This is a genomic window from Micropruina sp. (assembly GCF_047606665.1).
In the GTDB taxonomy this organism is placed as follows: Bacteria; Actinomycetota; Actinomycetes; order Propionibacteriales; family Propionibacteriaceae; genus Micropruina.
Window position 1 is genome coordinate 43,484 of the sequence record NZ_JASGEF010000036.1, and the last position, 16,248, is coordinate 59,731.

General features: G+C 69.2%; 15 protein-coding genes and 1 pseudogene. 6 read left to right on the top strand and 10 right to left on the bottom strand.

Going from position 1 to position 16,248, the window contains the following annotated elements; genetic code table 11:
• Positions 1-122: 122 nt before the first annotated feature.
• The 5 genes and pseudogenes from QM619_RS08190 to QM619_RS08210 form a co-directional block, all read right to left on the bottom strand.
• Positions 123-971, bottom strand: a pseudogene (locus tag QM619_RS08190) (phosphoribosylaminoimidazolesuccinocarboxamide synthase); the annotation flags it as partial.
• Between the two features lie 231 nt (positions 972-1,202).
• A complete protein-coding gene (gene rpmF / locus QM619_RS08195; protein ID WP_415106615.1) occupies positions 1,203-1,376 on the bottom strand; it encodes a 50S ribosomal protein L32 in 174 nt (57 codons plus the stop codon).
• A complete protein-coding gene (locus QM619_RS08200) occupies positions 1,376-2,476 on the bottom strand; it encodes a CobW family GTP-binding protein (RefSeq protein WP_415106617.1) in 1,101 nt (366 codons plus the stop codon). Before QM619_RS08200 ends, rpmF begins: the two co-directional genes overlap by 1 nt.
• Positions 2,473-2,595, bottom strand: coding sequence for a type B 50S ribosomal protein L36 (ykgO, locus tag QM619_RS08205; protein ID WP_415106620.1), 123 nt, complete (start codon positions 2,593-2,595; stop codon positions 2,473-2,475). The genes QM619_RS08200 and ykgO overlap by 4 nt, the downstream gene beginning before the upstream one ends.
• On the bottom strand, positions 2,592-2,846 hold the full coding sequence (locus tag QM619_RS08210) for a type B 50S ribosomal protein L31 (protein WP_415106623.1): 255 nt from the start codon (positions 2,844-2,846) through the stop codon (positions 2,592-2,594). Before QM619_RS08210 ends, ykgO begins: the two co-directional genes overlap by 4 nt.
• Before the next feature lie 54 nt (positions 2,847-2,900).
• Between QM619_RS08210 and rpmB the strand changes: the two genes are divergently transcribed.
• From rpmB to rpsN, 3 genes are read left to right on the top strand one after another with little or no spacing between them, the layout of a single operon-like run.
• The gene (gene rpmB / locus QM619_RS08215; protein ID WP_415106626.1) at positions 2,901-3,137 is read left to right on the top strand and encodes a 50S ribosomal protein L28; all 237 of its coding nucleotides are present in this window, start codon (positions 2,901-2,903) and stop codon (positions 3,135-3,137) included.
• Complete coding sequence (rpmG, locus tag QM619_RS08220) at positions 3,137-3,310, top strand: 50S ribosomal protein L33 (RefSeq protein ID WP_415106629.1); 174 nt, start codon at positions 3,137-3,139, stop codon at positions 3,308-3,310. Before rpmB ends, rpmG begins: the two co-directional genes overlap by 1 nt.
• Entirely contained in the window at positions 3,310-3,612 is a 303-nt protein-coding gene (gene rpsN, locus QM619_RS08225) for a 30S ribosomal protein S14 (protein ID WP_415106633.1), read from the top strand. The genes rpmG and rpsN overlap by 1 nt, the downstream gene beginning before the upstream one ends.
• Before the next feature lie 69 nt (positions 3,613-3,681).
• Here rpsN and QM619_RS08230 read toward each other — a convergent pair whose 3' ends face one another.
• Positions 3,682-4,533 (bottom strand): serine protein kinase RIO, encoded by an 852-nt coding sequence (locus tag QM619_RS08230; protein WP_415106636.1) that lies wholly within the window; start codon positions 4,531-4,533, stop codon positions 3,682-3,684.
• 468 nt (positions 4,534-5,001) lie between these two features.
• Between QM619_RS08230 and QM619_RS08235 the strand changes: the two genes are divergently transcribed.
• Together QM619_RS08235 and QM619_RS08240 are read left to right on the top strand one after the other, a co-directional pair.
• Entirely contained in the window at positions 5,002-8,937 is a 3,936-nt protein-coding gene (locus QM619_RS08235; protein WP_415106639.1) for a Pls/PosA family non-ribosomal peptide synthetase, read from the top strand.
• The gene (locus QM619_RS08240) at positions 8,937-10,217 is read left to right on the top strand and encodes a M1 family metallopeptidase (RefSeq protein WP_415106642.1); all 1,281 of its coding nucleotides are present in this window, start codon (positions 8,937-8,939) and stop codon (positions 10,215-10,217) included. The genes QM619_RS08235 and QM619_RS08240 overlap by 1 nt, the downstream gene beginning before the upstream one ends.
• A gap of 67 nt (positions 10,218-10,284) precedes the next feature.
• On the opposite strand, the gene QM619_RS08245 is transcribed toward QM619_RS08240, so the two are convergent.
• Entirely contained in the window at positions 10,285-11,148 is an 864-nt protein-coding gene (locus QM619_RS08245) for an alpha/beta hydrolase (RefSeq protein WP_415106645.1), read from the bottom strand.
• 50 nt (positions 11,149-11,198) lie between these two features.
• Here QM619_RS08245 and QM619_RS08250 point away from each other — a divergent pair, with 50 nt between their 5' ends.
• On the top strand, positions 11,199-12,320 hold the full coding sequence (locus QM619_RS08250) for a DUF3048 C-terminal domain-containing protein (RefSeq protein WP_415106648.1): 1,122 nt from the start codon (positions 11,199-11,201) through the stop codon (positions 12,318-12,320).
• 194 nt (positions 12,321-12,514) lie between these two features.
• Here the strand turns inward: QM619_RS08250 and purB are convergent, their stop codons facing one another.
• The 3 genes from purB to QM619_RS08265 form a co-directional block, all read right to left on the bottom strand.
• Positions 12,515-13,945, bottom strand: a complete 1,431-nt coding sequence (purB, locus tag QM619_RS08255) for an adenylosuccinate lyase (RefSeq protein ID WP_415106650.1) — start codon at positions 13,943-13,945, stop codon at positions 12,515-12,517.
• A gap of 79 nt (positions 13,946-14,024) precedes the next feature.
• Positions 14,025-15,359, bottom strand: a complete 1,335-nt coding sequence (gene purD, locus QM619_RS08260) for a phosphoribosylamine--glycine ligase (protein ID WP_415106653.1) — start codon at positions 15,357-15,359, stop codon at positions 14,025-14,027.
• A gap of 246 nt (positions 15,360-15,605) precedes the next feature.
• Entirely contained in the window at positions 15,606-16,244 is a 639-nt protein-coding gene (locus QM619_RS08265; RefSeq protein ID WP_415106655.1) for a class I SAM-dependent methyltransferase, read from the bottom strand.
• Between the last annotated feature and the right edge of the window lie 4 nt (positions 16,245-16,248).

A 16,248-nucleotide genomic window follows, 5' to 3' on the forward strand; every position in this document is an offset into this window, starting at 1 on the left:
TAGGCCTTTACTGAATGTCTCTCAGGCTGACTCTCAGCTCATGGCGGGATCATACGCACAGCGGACCAATTTCTGAGAAATAGCTGAATGAAGGATCGTCCAGGTCAGGCGGCGAAGCGTCGACCGGTGAGCTTTTCGTACGCCTCGACATACTTGGCCCGGGTGGCGGCGATGACGTCGGCCGGCAGCGGGGGCGCCGAAGCGTCCGACGCCTTGTCCCAGCCCGATTCCTTGGTCAGCCAATCGCGCACGAACTGTTTGTCGAACGACGGCAGGGCGACTCCGGGCTGCCAGAGCGCGGCGTCCCAGAAGCGGGAGGAGTCTGGGGTGAGCACCTCGTCGGCGAGCACGATCGAGCCGTCGGCGCGTCGTCCGAACTCGAATTTGGTGTCGGCCAGAACGATGCCGCGGCCGCGGGCGATCCCCTCGGCGCGGGCGTAGATGGCCAAGGTCAGCTCGCGCAGTTGGTCGGCGAGTTCCGCGCCGTGCAGGTCGACGATGGTGGCGAAGTCGACGTTCTCGTCGTGCTCGCCCAGCGGCGCCTTGATCGCCGGGGTGAAGATCGGCTGCGGCAGCCGGGAGCCGTCCACCAGGCCGGCCGGCAGCTCGATGCCGCATACCGTGCCGGCGGCTTGGTACTCGGCCCAGCCGGAGCCGGTCAAGTAGCCGCGGGCCACGCATTCGACCGGCACCATGTCCAGCCGCTCGGCGATCACCGCCCTGCCGCGCACGCTCGGCGGAACGTCGGTGCTCAGCACGTGGTTGCCGACCACGTCGGCCAACTGCTCGAACCACCACAGCGACAGCTGGTTGAGAATGGCGCCCTTGTCGGGGATCGGCGTCGACAGCACCTGGTCGAAGGCCGAGATGTTGTCGGTCGCCACCATCAGGATCGCGCCGTCCCGCAAGGCGTAGAGCCGCCGGACCTTCCCGGCGTGAATCAGCGGCAGGTCCAGGTCGAAGTCGGTCACGGCGCTCAGTCTAGAGAGGCGCCGATCGATGCCGCTCCGAGCGACCACATAGCCGGCGGGATGAGCTGCGGCCACCGGGCGGGCATCGCCCGTCAGTCTGAAATCGACCCCAGAGTCGATGCGACACGCCCATGTTGTGGAGTCGTTCTTCGGCGTGTCGTGGTCACTCTGGGGTCGATTTCAGACTGACCCTCGGATCACTCGGCGATCACCAGCGACCGTCCGAACCTCTCAGGACTCAGGCGGGTCGATCAGGCCGCGTTGGTAGGCCCGCACCAGGCGTCGCGGAACCCGGTGAACCACGCCGCGGATCGTGATCGGCACCAAATCGGGCGGGGTGGCCTTCCAGACGGAGCGGCGGTGACGGGTGTTGCTGCGCGACATGCGGCGCTTGGGGACAGCCATCAGGACGCCTCCCTGATCACCCATTGCCGCACCGGGCCGAGCCAGGGCTCGAAGCCGTCGTCGAGGACCTCCCAATAGGGGCCGCGTTCGGCAAGTTCGCGGTCGGTGAGCAGGCAGGACCGGAAGGCCTCGGCCAGTTCGTCGCGGCCGTCGTCCAGGCCGACCACCACGATCCGGGTCAGCGGACCATGCTCGTCCCAGTGATCACAAGGGCCGATGCTGAGCATGCCGCCGGCGCCGTCCCACTGGCAGACCTGGGACGGCCGGCTGGGCAGCCAGAAACACCCGCGGGACCGGCGCGGTCCGCCGCCGAGCACCTCGATCGTCCGTTGCAGCCGGTCGGGGTGAAAGGGGCGCTCGGACCGGAAGTCGAGCACCCATGCGTCGCCCGCGGTCGGCACGGGCAGCGGCTCGCGGCGCACCACCGCCACCCACTTCTCGCTGTACTCGAACAGATGGACGCCGGCCAGCAGCGTCGCGGCGTCGAGTTCGCCTACGCTCTGCGCCAGCCGGACGCCCGGGCGGGTCAGCGCGTCGAGCAGTTCGCGTCCGGCGGCGTCCAGGCCACCGACCGCGACCACCACATCGGCGTATTCGACCATCGCCGAGGCGGTTTCGGCCACCCCGGCGTCGTCGTCCTCGCGCACCGGCAGGCCACGGTCGAGCAGCCGGTCCTGGCCGAGCAGATCGTCCACCAGGCTATCGCCGTCCAGCGCGACCACGGTCGCCGCGATCCGCAGGTGCGGCGCCCCCTCGCCGACCATGGCCACCGCGCGGCAGACCTGCACCGGGTCGGCGGTGATCGGCAGATGAGCGACGATCGCGCCCCAGCGTCCGGCGGCCGCCAGCCGTTCCAGGGTCGGCACCACGTCGTTGCGGATCGCGCAGCTGACGCAGGCGTGGTCGACGTCGATCTCCACCTCCTCCAGCGTCCCGGTGATGTCGGAGACGGTGCGGGTGAGCACCTCGCGCTCGGGGTCGACCTCGTGCCGGACCACCACCGCCGACGGCAGATCCCACTGCAGGGCGATGGTGGCGGCGGCCATCGGCTCCTCGGCGATCCCACTGACCAGGATCGCCGGTACCCGCGCGGCGTTCACCCTTGCCTCGCCTTCATGCGCGGGTTGAGCTTGTTGATCACGAAGGTCCGACCGCGGCGACGGACCACCTGGGCACCGGGGATCCGCTTCAGCGCCCGCAGCGAGTTGCGCACCTTCATCGCCGTCCCCCTGCCGCCGGGTAGCGCCGCCGGAACCGTTCGACCCGGCCCTCGGTGTCGACGATCCGGTCACGTCCGTTCCAGAACGGGTGGCTGGCAACGGAGATGTCCACGTCGATCACCGGGTACTGGCCGCCCTCGAAGTCGATCACTTCGGTCGAGGTCAGCGTCGATCCGGTGCGGAACAGGTAGCCGGCACCTCGGTCGCGGAAGACGACCTGCTGGTACGCGGGATGGATGTGCTTCTTCATCGCTCTCCTGGTACGTTAATGATTGTCGTTCTCATTATGCCACAGGAGATCTGGATGTCACGAACCTGCCAGGTGACCGGGACCCGTCCCGGCTTCGGCAACAACGTCTCGCATTCGCACCGGCGCACCCGGCGGCGTTTCGACGTCAACGTGCAACGCAAGCGGTACTGGGTGCCCGGCCTCGGCCGGTCCGTGACGCTGACCGTGAGCGCCCGCGGGATCAAGACGATCGACCGCCGCGGCATCGACGTCGTCGTCGCCGAACTGCTCCGGAACGGGGTGCGGCTCTGATGGCGGCCAAGAAGGGCAAAGAGGTCCGGCCGATCGTCAAACTGCGCTCCACCGCCGGCACCGGCTACACCTACGTCACCCGCAAGAACCGCCGCAACGACCCGGAGCGGATGACGCTGCGCAAGTACGACCCCATCGTCCGCCGGCACGTCGAGTTCAAGGAGTCCCGCTGATGGCAAGCAAAGCGAAGATCGCCGCCAACGAACGCCGCCGCGCCACCGTGGCGCGGTACGCGGCCAAGCGCGCCGCCCTCCGCGAGCAGGCCCGGACGGCCGCCACGGACGCCGACCGGCTGGCCGCCTACGCGGCCCTGTCCAAACTCCCGCGGGACGCCAGCCCGACCCGCGTCCGCAACCGCGACAAGGTGGACGGACGGCCGCGCGGCTACCTGCGCAAGGCCGGCGTCAGCCGCGTCCGGTTCCGCGAGCTGGCCCATGGCGGCTACCTGCCAGGGATCACCACGTCGTCCTGGTGAACCGCGGGGACGGGTCCGTTTCAGTTCAGAGGACGGTTCCTTGAACCGGAAAGGAACCGTCCCCGTTGTTCACCAGGCGGCGCCGAGGACTTCTGCCAGAAGGGTGTCGGCATCCACCGCGAGACCCTTGCGGACGAACCAGTCGGCCATGTTCCGGCAGTCGCGGTGCAGAAAGTCGATCCCGTTGGGGTTGCTGACCAGATCGAGCACCTGCGGCACGTCGATGATCACCAGCTCGGGCTCAGGGCCGCCCAGGCCGCGGACCAGCACATTGAACGGGCTGAGGTCGCCGTGCACCAGCTGCAGCCGGCCGATCCGGATCAGCGCCTCCACCACTTGCGGCCACAGCCAGCGCAGCTGGTCCGGTGTCGGGGCGCACTGGGCGCGCCGGGGTGCGGCGGCGGGGCCGTCCGCGATGAACTCCATCAGGACCTCGCGGCCGTCCACCTGTACCGGGTAGGGCACCCGGACGCCGACGGTCCAGAGCTGTTTCAAGGTGGCGAACTCGGCCTGTGCCCAGCGGGTAGCCTCGGTCTCGCGGCCGAACCGGGACTTCAGCCGGACGGCGCGGTTCTCCCGGCTGTCCCGGCCGCGACGTCCCTCGGTGTAGCTGGCGGCGCGATGGAACAGCCGGTTCTCGGACGATCGATAGCGTTTCGCGGCGAGCAGGCAAGCGTCACCGTCCGGCACCGCGCGCTCCAGCAGGAACACGTCGGCCTCCTTGCCGGTCTTCAGGATGCCGAGTTCGGTGTCCAGGGCGGCTTGGGAGGTGACCAGCCAGCTCGGACGCGGCTTGGGGCCGCGCGACAACCGGTCGACGCTGCGCCAGGTCGACCAGCGTTGGCCGTCGCCGAGATCTTCGGACATTTCGGTGTAGTTCAGAGCAGCCCAGTCGAAGGCTGCGGGATTGTCTGTTGACAACGGGTTTCTCCTCGTGGAGGAAGCCACGCAAGCGGCCGACAGCCGCAGAAGGTCAGTGAGTGCGGGCCTCGAACGGACGGGACGCGAACGCGTCCACGACAGTGACGGACATGACGCGCCTCCCTTCCCTCGGAGTGATACCGAGCGGCAAGGCTACTCCGACCCCACGGTTCGCGGTAGTGGACCACCCGTCCGTCGACCGTCTCGAGATCCACTGCCAACCCACCAGTCCGGGTGCCCCTCGCACGCCGGGGACGGTTCTCACACATGCGAATTCCGCATGCCCGGGGACGGTTCTCTGGCGTGCGAGATTCGCACGTGTAAGAACCGTCCCCAGAAATGCGGAATTCGAACGTTCGAGAACCGTCCCCCGACAACAGGGTCTCGACGCCCGCGCAGCGATGTCGCTCAGCCACCTGACCGGCCGCGCGCGTTAGTTCGCCGTCCGTTCGCTTACGGGGGGCGATAATGGCTGACTCAACCCCGCGTCCCGCCTTGCCGCCGGGCCGCCGATCCGAGGAGCCGTCGTTGAGCCTGTTGCGCCGCACCCTGGCGCCGCCGCCCCGCACCCTGGTCGACATCTTTCGCGAGACCGCCGACGAGTGTCCGGACGCCGACGCGCTCGACAACGGTGCCACGGTGCTGACCTACGCCGAGTTCGCCGACGCCGCCGATGAGTTGGCGGACGAGCTGGCCGATCTCGGCGTCGGTCCCGGCGACAAGGTCGGGGTGCGGATCGCGTCCGGCACCACTGACCTGTACGTGGCGATCATGGGCATTCTGCTGGCCGGAGCCGCCTACGTCCCGGTGGACGCCGACGACCCGGACGAACGCGCCCGCACCGTCTTCGCCGAGGCCGACGTCCGCGCCGTGATCGGCAACAAGCTGGAGATCGAGACCCGCGGCCCGGCCCGTCCGGCGGTCGGGCGGATCGATCCGAGCCCGGACGAGGACGCCTGGGTGATCTTCACCTCCGGCTCGACCGGCAAACCGAAAGGCGTGGCGGTCACCCATCGCAACGCCGCCGCCTTCGTGGACGCCGAAGCCCGGGTCTTCCTCACCGACGCATCGCTGGGGGTCGGCGACCGGGTGATGGCCGGACTGTCGGTGGCCTTCGACGCCTCCTGCGAAGAGATGTGGCTGGCCTGGCGCTACGGCGGCTGCCTGGTGCCGGCGCCGCGTTCGCTGGTCCGCTCCGGGATGGATCTCGGTCCCTGGCTCCAGGCCAACCGGATCACCGTGGTCTCCACTGTCCCCACCCTGGTGTCGCTGTGGCCGGCCGAGGCGCTGCGCCGGGTACGGCTGCTGATCCTGGGCGGCGAGGCCTGTCCGCCCGATCTGGGCGCCCGGCTGGTCACCCCCGACCGCGAGGTATGGAACACCTACGGCCCGACCGAGGCCACCGTGGTGGCCTGCGGCGCCAAGCTGACCGGTGAGCCGCCGATCCGGATCGGGCTGCCACTGGACGGCTGGGATCTCGCCGTCGTCGACCCGGCCGGCAATCCGGTGGGGCCGGGCGAGACCGGTGAGTTGATCATCGGCGGCGTCGGACTGGCCCGCTACCTCGACCCGGTCAAGGACGCCGAGAAGTACGCCCCGCTGCCGTCCCTGGGCTGGGAGCGCGCCTACCGTTCCGGCGATCTGGTGGTGAACGACGAAGCCGGGCTGCTGTTCGTCGGCCGCGCCGACGACCAGGTGAAGGTCGGCGGACGTCGCATCGAGCTCGGCGAGATCGACAATGCGCTGCTCGACCTGGACGGGGTCAGCGGGGCCGCAGCCGCCGTCCGGCGCACCGGTTCGGGCAGCCAGCTGCTGGTCGGCTACCTGGCCGTCGAGGACGGTTTCGACGCCCACGCCGCGCTGGTCGCGCTGCGGGAACGGCTGCCCGCCCCGCTGGTGCCGCGGCTGGCGGTGGTGGACGCGCTGCCCACCCGCACCTCCGGCAAGATCGACCGGGACGCACTGCCCTGGCCGCTGCCGGACGCCGGAGGCGGGGCGTCCGAACTGCAACTGGCCGGCACCGAGGCGATGGTGCGCGATCACTGGGAGTCGGTGCTCGGCACCCGGGTCGGTGCGCTGGACGCCGACTTCTTCGACCTCGGCGGCGGCTCGCTGACCGCGGCGCAGATGGTGTCGCTGCTGCGCCGCAGCCATCCCGAGGTGACCGTCGCCGACATCTACGACCATCCGCGGCTGGCGGATCTCGCCGCCCATCTGGACGAGATGGCCACCCCGGCGTCCCAACTCAACTCCAACGTCCGTCCGGTGCCGGTCAAGACCCAGCGTGGACAGCTGTGGGCGCTGCTGCCGCTGCGCACCATTCCCGGGTTGCGCTGGACGATCTGGGCCGCGGCCGGCGCCAACCTGGCCCACGCCGCGGGCCTGAACTGGCTGCCCACGCTGTCCTGGTGGTGGATCGCGACCGGGGCGATCCTGTTCGTCGTCACGCCGACCCGGATGCTGGTGACAGCCGCCGGGGTGCGGCTGATCCTGGCCGGCATCGGTCCGGGTGAGTATCCGCGTGGTGGCAAGGTGCATCTGCGGCTCTGGCTGGCACAACGCTTCGCCGACGAGATGGGTGCCGAATCGATCGCCGGCGCCGTGCTGCTGCGCTGGTACGCCCGGCTGCTCGGCGCCCGGATCGCGCCCCACGTCGACTTGCACAGTACCCCGCCGGTGACCGGCCTGCTGCGGCTGGGCGAGGCTTGCTCGATCGAGCCCGAGGTCGACCTGAGCGGGCATTGGCTGGACGGAGACCGGCTGATCATCGGCGAGATCCGGGTCCGCAAAGGCGCCCGGATCGGTGCCCGCAGCACCCTGTGCGCCGGCACGGACGTCGGCGCCGGTGCCGAGGTGGCACCCGGCTCGTCGGTGTTCGGACGAGTCGGCACCGGCGAGTACTGGTCGGGTTCGCCGGCGGTCAAGGTGCGCGATCGGGCCCGCGGGCCGTGGCCGGAGCAGCCCGCCAACAAGCCGGTGTGGTTGGCGGCCTATGCGGCGATGGGTGTGCTGATCGCCGCCTTGCCGCTGCTGGCGACCCTGGTCGGGCTGGCCGTGCTGTGGCCGCTGTTGGCGGCGTCCAGTTCGGCCGGGACCGCGCTGCTCGCGGTGCTGCCCTGGCTGTTGCCCGCGGTGCTGGTCGGCTATCTGAGCCTGACGGTGCTGATCTGGGCGCTGGTGCGGCTGCTCAGCCGTGGCCTGGTGCCGGGCCATTACCCCGTCCAGTCTCGCCTCTCCTGGCAGGCCTGGTCGATCATCCGGGTGCTCGACGAGGCACGCACCTGGCTGTTCCCGATCTACTCCAGCTTCCTCACCCCGGCCTGGCTACGGGCGTTGGGCGCCACCATCGGCAAAGAGGTAGAGGCGTCCACGGTGCTGATGATCCCCAAGCTGGTCACCGTGGACGACGGCGCGTTCCTGGCCGACGACACCCTGATCGGGGGCTACGAGTTGGGCGGCGGTTGGCTGCGGATCGAAGAGGTCCGGGTCGGCAAACACGCCTTCGTCGGCAACTCGGGGATGGCCGCACCGGGTCGCAAGGTGCCCAAGGGCGGCCTGGTCGCGGTGCTGTCGGCGGCACCGGCACGGGCACGGGCCAAGCGCGGGACGTCCTGGATCGGTTCGCCGCCCACCAAGCTGCGCCGCACCGCCGCTCACGCCGACCAGTCGCGCACCTACGCGCCGGGCGTCCGGCTGAAGGTTGCACGCGCGCTGGTGGACGTCTGCCGGTTGATCGCGCCGCTGACTCTGGTCGCCTTGACGGTGCTGTGTGTGACGGCGCTGATCGGGCTGGCCTACGCCGGCTGGTGGCTGGCCGCGATCCTGTCCGGGGTGGTGTTGGGCATCGGCGGCGTGTTGGCCGCGGCGTCGGCCACGATCGCGAAATGGGTGCTGCTGGGCAAGCTGCAGCCGTCCGATCATCCGCTGTGGAGTTCGCTGGTGTGGCGCAACGAACTGGCCGACATGTTCGTCGAGATGCTGGCCGCACCCTGGTTCGCACACCCGACGATGGGGACGCCGGCGCTCAACGCGTGGTTCCGGTCGATGGGCGCCAAGGTCGGCCAGGGGGTGTGGTGCGAGACGTATTGGCTGCCCGAGGCCGACCTGATCGACCTGCGCGCCGGGGTCACCGTGAACGCCGGCTGCGTGGTGCAGACCCACCTGTTCCACGACCGGGTGCTGAGCATGGACACCGTCACGCTGCGGGCCGGGGCGACGCTCGGACCGAACAGTGTGATCCTGCCTGCGGCGACCATCGGACGACACGCTACGATCGGGCCGGTCTCGCTGGTCATGCGCGGTGAATCCGTCCCTGACAAGACCCGATGGATCGGAAACCCGATCGCTCCATGGCCGGCGTCCCACCCGTCCACGGAAGATTCCCAGCCGTCCACGGAGGCATGATGCCCGCAGCCGACCCGTACGTCCCCGGTCACGGGAACCGGCGCTACGCCGTCCGCTCCTACCGGCTCGACCTGGACTACAAGGTCGCCACCAACCATCTGGCCGGCCGCGCCGTGCTGGAGATCGAGGCCCTCGACGAGCTCGATCAGGTCGCCCTCGACCTGTACGGGCTGAACGTCTCCCGTGTGCGGGTCGACGGACGCCAGGCGCGCTACGCGCATCGGGAGCGCAAGCTGCGGATCACCGTGGCCTCGAAGGCCAAGCGGGGCGGACGGCTGAAGGTCGAGGTGGACTACGCCGGCAAGCCGCGTCCGATCCCCAGCGTGTTCGGTCCGGTGGGCTGGGAGGAACTCACCGACGGGGTGCTGGTGGCCGCCCAGCCGTGCGGCGCGCCGTCCTGGTTTCCTTGCAACGACCGGCCGGACGACAAGGCCCGCTACCGGTTCGCGGTGACCGTTCCGGACGGTTATCGGGTGATCGCCAACGGCCGGCTCGAGGCGCGCGACAAGCGATCGGGGCGGACGACCTGGCACTACCGGCAGGACGAGCCGATGGCGCCCTATCTGGCCGTACTGCACATCGGACGCTACGTTTCGACCGCCCTCGGCGAGAATGTCGAACTGGTGCATCCGCGCGGTGTCGGGGTGGGCGCCGGAACGGCGTTCGCCCGGCAGGCCGACATGCTGGACGCGTTCGCGGACTTGTTCGGTCCCTATCCGTTCGGACGCTATACGGCGGTGATCACCGAAGACGAGCTGGAGATTCCGCTGGAGGCGCAGACGCTGTCCACCTTCGGCGCCAATCATGTCGCGGACGGCTGGGAGAACGAGCGGCTGGTGGCCCACGAATTGGCCCACCAATGGTTCGGCAACAGCTTGACCGTGACGGCTTGGAAGGACATCTGGCTGCACGAAGGGTTCGCCTGCTACAGCGAATGGCTGTGGTCGGAGGCGTCCGGACGCCGCAGCGCGGCCGAGTGGGCCTCCGAATATCACCGGAGGCTGGCCGCGTTGCCGCACGATCTGGTGCTGGGCGCGCCAGGACGCGAACTGATGTTCGACGACCGGGTATACAAGCGCGGCGCGCTCACCCTGCATGCGCTGCGGTGTGAATTGGGTGACCGATTCTTCCCCATGCTGCAGGATTGGACGGCCTCTAACCGCTGGTCGACAGTGACCACCGCGGCATTCGTAGCACACGTCCAGCGCTACACCGAAACCGACGTGGCGTCCCTGATCGACACCTGGGTCTATCGCGCTCCCCTGCCACCGCCCAGGTAATCCGTCCGTTGGTCGATCTTGTCGAGCCCAGTTTCGCCCAGTGTCTGCCGAGCTCGACCGATCGGACTCAGGTGCCGGACAGCCAGCCGATCATTGCCTGCGTCCCCAGTTCGAATGCCTCGGATTCGGGACGGGCCAGGTAGCCGTGCCGAGTTCCGGGTAGATACCAGCCCTCGTGCGGGACGCCGGCCAGCGTCAGCCGGTGAGCGAAGTTCTCGGCCGATGCTCGCAGAATGTCCCGGTCGGCATTCAATAGCCGGACCGGCGGAAGACCGGCCAGATCGCCCAGCCCCGGGAAGATGTGCGCATTGCCTACTTCCTGTGCCGAGCCGGCATGGTTCACGGCGGCGCGACGCACCATCTCTTGCATGACCCGGAGATCGGCCAGCCCGAACAGCCGGCGTCGCAATGCTGCCGACGCCGGCGGCAGGACGCCATGGAAAAGCCCGTACAAGAAGGCCAGCCCGATCGGGGGCGGGGCCTCGCCGTCCCGCAACCGCAGCGCGACCCCGGCGGCCAGACAGGCGCCGGCACTCGCCCCGCCCAGCCACATCGGTCCGCCGTGGGTGGCCTGGGCGTCCAGCCAGGCGTCCATCACCTGGTCCTGGGGGACCGGATAGCGGAACGGCGACGGTCGCAGCCGAAGCGGGCCGACGACCGGGAACATCGGGATCAGGCCGTATTCGACGCTGGTCACCGGGAAGCCGGCCGCGGCGATTCGGAGCGAGACCTGATGCGCCTCCGGCTCGTCCAGGGTGCCGACCACCCATCCACCGCCGTGCACCCAGACCAGTCGCGGCCCGATCGGCTCGTGGGGCGGTAGATATTCGCGCACCCGAACCTCGCCGTGCCGTCCGGGAATGTGGCGTTCGACCCAGATCGGCTCGATCACCACGCCTCCCGTCCCCGCAGGTTGTCTTGTCAGCGTCATGATGCCAGTGTCGTCGGTTCGGCTGTGGTGCGTGGCGGTACGTTTCTCTTATGCACGAACTGAGCCGGCGCACGGCGCTCGTAGGGCTGCTCGGCACTGCCGGAGCGGCCGTGGCCGGGTGTTCCGGCCAACCCACAGCATCCAGCGCCCCGGTGATGAGCCCGTCCGCCACCCCGAGCCCGACGCCGTCCGTCGACGATCGTCCGCGCTGGCCGCTCTCGGGCAAACTTCTGAAGAATCAGGACGACGCTCTGCATCCCGCGGTCGCGGTGAAGGTTCCCGACAACCGCAACGAGCATCCGCAGCGCGGCCTGGAGTCGGCCGACATCGTCTTCGTCGAATTGGACGGCTACCGCGACCCCTCGGGGTACAGCGGAACCCGCCTGGTGCCGGTGTTCCATTCCACGATGCCGGACGCCGTCGGCCCGGTCCGCTCCATCCGGCCGGTGGACATTCCGCTGCTCTCCCCCATGCACGCCCTGATCGGCAATACCGGGGCGACCGGCTGGGTGCTCAACTACGTGAAGAGCTTCGGCGATTCCTTGGAGGGAATGTTGTCGTACATGAACACCAAGGGCACCGGATCGTATTCGATCGATCCGGCACGGGTGCGTACGTATCAGGGCGTCACCTATTACGACCGGGCCGTGCTGTGCCATCCGAAGGTTCTGATCAAGCAGACCAAGAAATTCCAGGAAGGTCCGCCGCAGGTCTATTTCCCGTTCGGGGACGCCGATGTCGCCAGCACCGTGGACGGTGCGGACGCCCGCACGATCAGCGTGCCGTGGAAGAGCGGAAACAGCTACAACATGAGCTATACCTGGAACGCGTCGTCCGGGACCTGGCTGCGCAGCATGCCCTGGGGACCGCACATTCTCAGCAGCGGCAAGCGGGTCGCGCCGGTGAACGTGCTGGTGATCAGCGCGAAGCAGCACTACGACAAGATCTACACCGGCGGCGGCCACGACGAGCCGATCCACGACATCATCGACACGACCGGCCCGTTCCACTACTTCCACGGCGGCCGCTATGTCACCGGCACCTGGCAGAAGGCCGACGTGACCGAACCGTTCACTTTCACCCTCGAGGACGGCAGTCCCCTGGTGATGGCGCCGGGTCAGACCTACGTCGAACTGCCGGACAAGAAGGCCAAGATCGTCATCAAGAACTGATTCGCACGCTCGGGGACGGTTCTCCCACACGCTCGGGGACGGTTCTCCCAGGTTCGAACTTCGCACGCGCGGGGACGGTTCTCCCACGTGCGAACCTCGCACGCACGGGGACGGTTCTCCGGCATGCGAGTTTCGAACGTGTAAGAACCGTCCCCAGCTATGCGAAATTCGAACGTGGAAGAACCGTCCCCAGTTCAGAGGACCGAGCCGGGGGTGTAGGCGGCGGCGTCCGGATAGAGCTTGGCGACGCGTTTCACCTTGTCGGCGACGTCGTCCACCTGGTCGCGCGCGGCACCGGTGAGTTCCAGCGGATCGGCCTGGGTGGCCTTCAGTTGCTTGCGGGTGAGCCCGAGGCGGGGGTCGGACGCCAACCGCTCGAGCAGATCGTTGGTCCGGGCGCCACGGCGCAGATCGAGCGCCACCGCGACGGCGTGCTCCTTGATCGCCTCGTGGGCGGTCTCGCGTCCGACACCGGCTTGGACGGCCGCCATCAGCACCTTGGTGGTGGTCAGGAACGGCAGGTAGCGGGCCAGTTCCGCCTCGATCACGGCCGGGAAGGCGCCAAACTCGGCCAGCACGGTGAGGAAGGTCTCGAACAGGCCGTCCAGGGCATAGAAGGCATCCGGCAGCGCCACCCGACGCACCACAGAACAGGACACGTCCCCCTCGTTCCACTGGTCGCCGGCCAGTTCGCCGACCATGGTGGCGTAGCCGCGCAGCACCACACTCAGCCCGTTCACCCGCTCGCATGAGCGGGTGTTCATCTTGTGCGGCATCGCCGAGCTGCCGACCTGGCCCTCTTTGAATCCCTCGGTGACCAGCTCGTGCCCGGCCATCAGCCGGATCGTCGTCGCCACATTGGACGGCGCCGCCGCCACCTGCACCAGCGCGGTCAGCACCTCGTAGTCGAGCGAACGCGGATAGACCTGGCCGGTCGAGGTGAAGATCCTTGCGAAACCCAAGTACTGGCCGATCTGGGTCTCCAACGCCAGCTGCTTCTTGGCACTGCCGCCGAGCAGATCGAGCATGTCCTGCGCCGTGCCCATCGGACCCTTGATGCCGCGCGCCGGGTAGCGGTTGATCAACTCGTCCACCCGGGCGAAAGCGACCAGCAGCTCGTCGGCGGCGGTGGCGAACCGCTTGCCCAGGGTGGTGAGCTGCGCGGCGACGTTGTGCGAGCGTCCGGTCAGCGCCTGATCGCGGTACTGGACGGCGAGCCGGGACAGCGACACCAGCACCGTCACGATCCGCTCGCGGACCAGCTTCAGCCCGCTGAGCACCTGGAACTGCTCGATGTTCTCGGTCAGGTCGCGGCTGGTCATGCCCTTGTGGACGTGCTCATGACCGGCGAGCGCGTTGAACTCCTCGATCCGGGCCTTCACATCGTGCCGAGTGATCCGCTCCCGTGCCTCGATGGACGCCAGATCGACCTGATCGACCACCCGTTCGTAGTCGGCGATCACCGCGGACGGGTCGTCCCCGCCGAAGTCGACGCCCAGGTCCTTCTGCGCCTGCAACACCGCGAGCCAGAGCCGACGCTCGGCGACGATCTTGTTCTCGGGACTCCAGATCGCCCGCATCGCCTCGGACGCGTAACGGGTCGCCAGAACATTGGGAACGGTCATGGAGCCCATGTTTTCACGACGGGACCCCTTGCCGTATCGGCACCGACACGGCGGACCACGCTCCGCCACCCAGCCGGTTTCACCACTCGCCGGCGTCTCCCTCGGCGTACTGGGCGAGGGTCGAGTTGACCCGATAGGAGTCCGAGACGGCGATCTCGCCGCGTTCGGCGCGCGCGGCGATGTCACGGCGACAGAACAGGCTGGGGGCGTCCAGTTCGTCGATCGCGGCGTAGACGTCCTGCCGCGCGCGGGCCAACGAGGACGCCTGGGCGACCACGCCGAGCACCCGTCCCCCGGCCGCGACGAGCCGGCGGTCGAGGTCCAGCGCGGTGCCGGCATGCACGATGTGGACGTTGTCGGTCGACCCCGACAGCCGCGGGCCCGCGATCGTGCCGCCGAGTTCCGGCGTCCCCGGATAGCCGTTGGCGGCCAGCACCACGACGACGGACGAACCCGGCTTCCAGGCCAGTTCGCCGATCGCCTCCAGGTTGCCGATGGCCGCCGCATAGAGCACCTGGCCGAGCGGCGAATCGAGCGCGGCCAGCACGGCCTGGGTCTCGGGGTCGCCGAACCGGACGTTGAACTCCACCACCCGCAGGCCCTTGGAGGTGAGCGCGAGCCCGGCGTACAGCAGGCCGACGAACGGCGTCCCCTGGCGACCCAGTTCGGCGATGGTCGGCTCGACGACGCTCTCCATGATCTCGTCGACCAGCCCGGGCGGCGCCCAGGGCAGCGGGGTGTAGGCGCCCATCCCCCCGGTGTTCGGACCGGCGTCGCCGTCCCCGACCCGCTTGAAATCCTGCGCGGGCTGCAGCGGCAGCGCGGTGTGCCCGTCGGTGATGGCGAACAGGCTGACCTCGGGGCCGTCCAAGTACTCCTCGACCACCACCGGCAGACAGCCGGCGGCATGCTCGAGCGCGGCGGCCCGGTCGTCGGTGACGATGACCCCCTTGCCGGCGGCCAGTCCGTCGTCCTTCACCACGTGCGGGGCGCCGAAATGGTCCAGCGCCTGCTCGACCTCGGCGAGCGTCTCGCAGTACCGCGACCGGGCGGTCGGGACGCCGGCGGCGGCCATCACCTCTTTGGCGAAGGCCTTGGACGCCTCCAGTCGGGCGGCGGCCGCGGACGGCCCGAAGCAGGCGATCCCGGCGCCCCGGACGGCGTCCGCGACCCCGGCGACCAGCGGCGCCTCGGGTCCGACGACGACCAGGTTCACATGCAGCCGGCGGGCCAGGGCGACCACAGCGCGCGGATCGTTGATGTCGACCGGGTGGTTGCTGGCGATCGTCGCCGTGCCCGGATTGCCCGGCGCGCAATGCAGGTGGGTGACCGCCGGATCGCCGGCCAGCGCGATGGCGATCGCATGTTCGCGTCCGCCGCTGCCGAGAATCAGGACCGAAAGCTGGGTGTGCACGGGGTCAGACTAGTGCCGTCCGCCTTCTCCGGCTCCGCACGCGGTCGGTGGGCGGAGGGGACGGTTCTTTCCGGTCCGCCTTCTCGGGATCTGGACGGAAAGGGCAGGATTTCGTGGATTCCCGGTCCGTAGAGAACCGTTCCCCTCGATCCGGACCGGTACGAAAGAGCCGTCCCTGCGGTCCAACAGCCGTCTCGCAACGGTACGAAAGAACCGTCCCCGGTCCGCGCGGACGCCTCCGCCGGGTCAGCAGGGGTCGGGACGGGGTGGTGTCTCCCGCTGAGCGGTGGCCAGGAAGACCCCGAAGCTGCGTTGTATGCCGTCCACCTCGCGGTCGGTGGTCAGCGCGTTGCGCACCGTGACATGGGCGTACCCGGCGGCGGCGAAGGCACGACGCAGGGTGCCGCGGCTGAAACCGTGGTGGCCCTCGAAATCCGGGTCGTGATACTCGCCACCCTCGGGTTCCAGGTCGAGCACCGCGATCCAGCCGCCGGGACGGGTCGCCTCACTCAACCTGCGCAACAGCAGGCAGACGTTCGGCACGTGGTGCAGGGCCATCAGGCTGACCACCAGGTCGAAGGGCTCGCCCTGCCAGGGATGCTCGGTCAGATCGCCGACCTCGGCGGTGGTGTTGCTCAGCCCGGACTCGGCGATCCGCGTCCGGGCGACGTCGATCATCCCCGCCGACGAATCCAGCATCACCAGCTCGCCCACCCGGCCGGCCAAGGCGATGCCGAGCAGCCCGGTGCCCGCCCCGTACTCCAGTACCCGCATGGAGTCCCGCAGCGGAACGGCGCCGGCAATGGCATCTGCAGCCCTGCGAGCCCGTTCCGTCCGGCGGGGATCGGCGTCCCAACCCTCCGCCAGCTCATCGAAATCGGTCATGTGC

What these genes read in the sequence shown, in the direction of transcription:
- rpmF (WP_415106615.1), bottom strand. Translation starts at nt 1,376, where the DNA reads ATGGCTGTCCCCAAGCGCCGCATGTCGCGCAGCAACACCCGTCACCGC.
- ykgO (WP_415106620.1), bottom strand. Translation starts at nt 2,595, where the DNA reads ATGAAGGTGCGCAACTCGCTGCGGGCGCTGAAGCGGATCCCCGGTGCC.
- QM619_RS08210 (WP_415106623.1), bottom strand. Translation starts at nt 2,846, where the DNA reads ATGAAGAAGCACATCCATCCCGCGTACCAGCAGGTCGTCTTCCGCGAC.
- rpmB (WP_415106626.1), top strand. Translation starts at nt 2,901, where the DNA reads ATGTCACGAACCTGCCAGGTGACCGGGACCCGTCCCGGCTTCGGCAAC.
- rpmG (WP_415106629.1), top strand. Translation starts at nt 3,137, where the DNA reads ATGGCGGCCAAGAAGGGCAAAGAGGTCCGGCCGATCGTCAAACTGCGC.
- rpsN (WP_415106633.1), top strand. Translation starts at nt 3,310, where the DNA reads ATGGCAAGCAAAGCGAAGATCGCCGCCAACGAACGCCGCCGCGCCACC.
- QM619_RS08235 (WP_415106639.1), top strand. Translation starts at nt 5,002, where the DNA reads ATGGCTGACTCAACCCCGCGTCCCGCCTTGCCGCCGGGCCGCCGATCC.
- QM619_RS08240 (WP_415106642.1), top strand. Translation starts at nt 8,937, where the DNA reads ATGCCCGCAGCCGACCCGTACGTCCCCGGTCACGGGAACCGGCGCTAC.
- QM619_RS08245 (WP_415106645.1), bottom strand. Translation starts at nt 11,148, where the DNA reads ATGACGCTGACAAGACAACCTGCGGGGACGGGAGGCGTGGTGATCGAG.
- QM619_RS08250 (WP_415106648.1), top strand. Translation starts at nt 11,199, where the DNA reads ATGCACGAACTGAGCCGGCGCACGGCGCTCGTAGGGCTGCTCGGCACT.
- purB (WP_415106650.1), bottom strand. Translation starts at nt 13,945, where the DNA reads ATGACCGTTCCCAATGTTCTGGCGACCCGTTACGCGTCCGAGGCGATG.
- QM619_RS08265 (WP_415106655.1), bottom strand. Translation starts at nt 16,244, where the DNA reads ATGACCGATTTCGATGAGCTGGCGGAGGGTTGGGACGCCGATCCCCGC.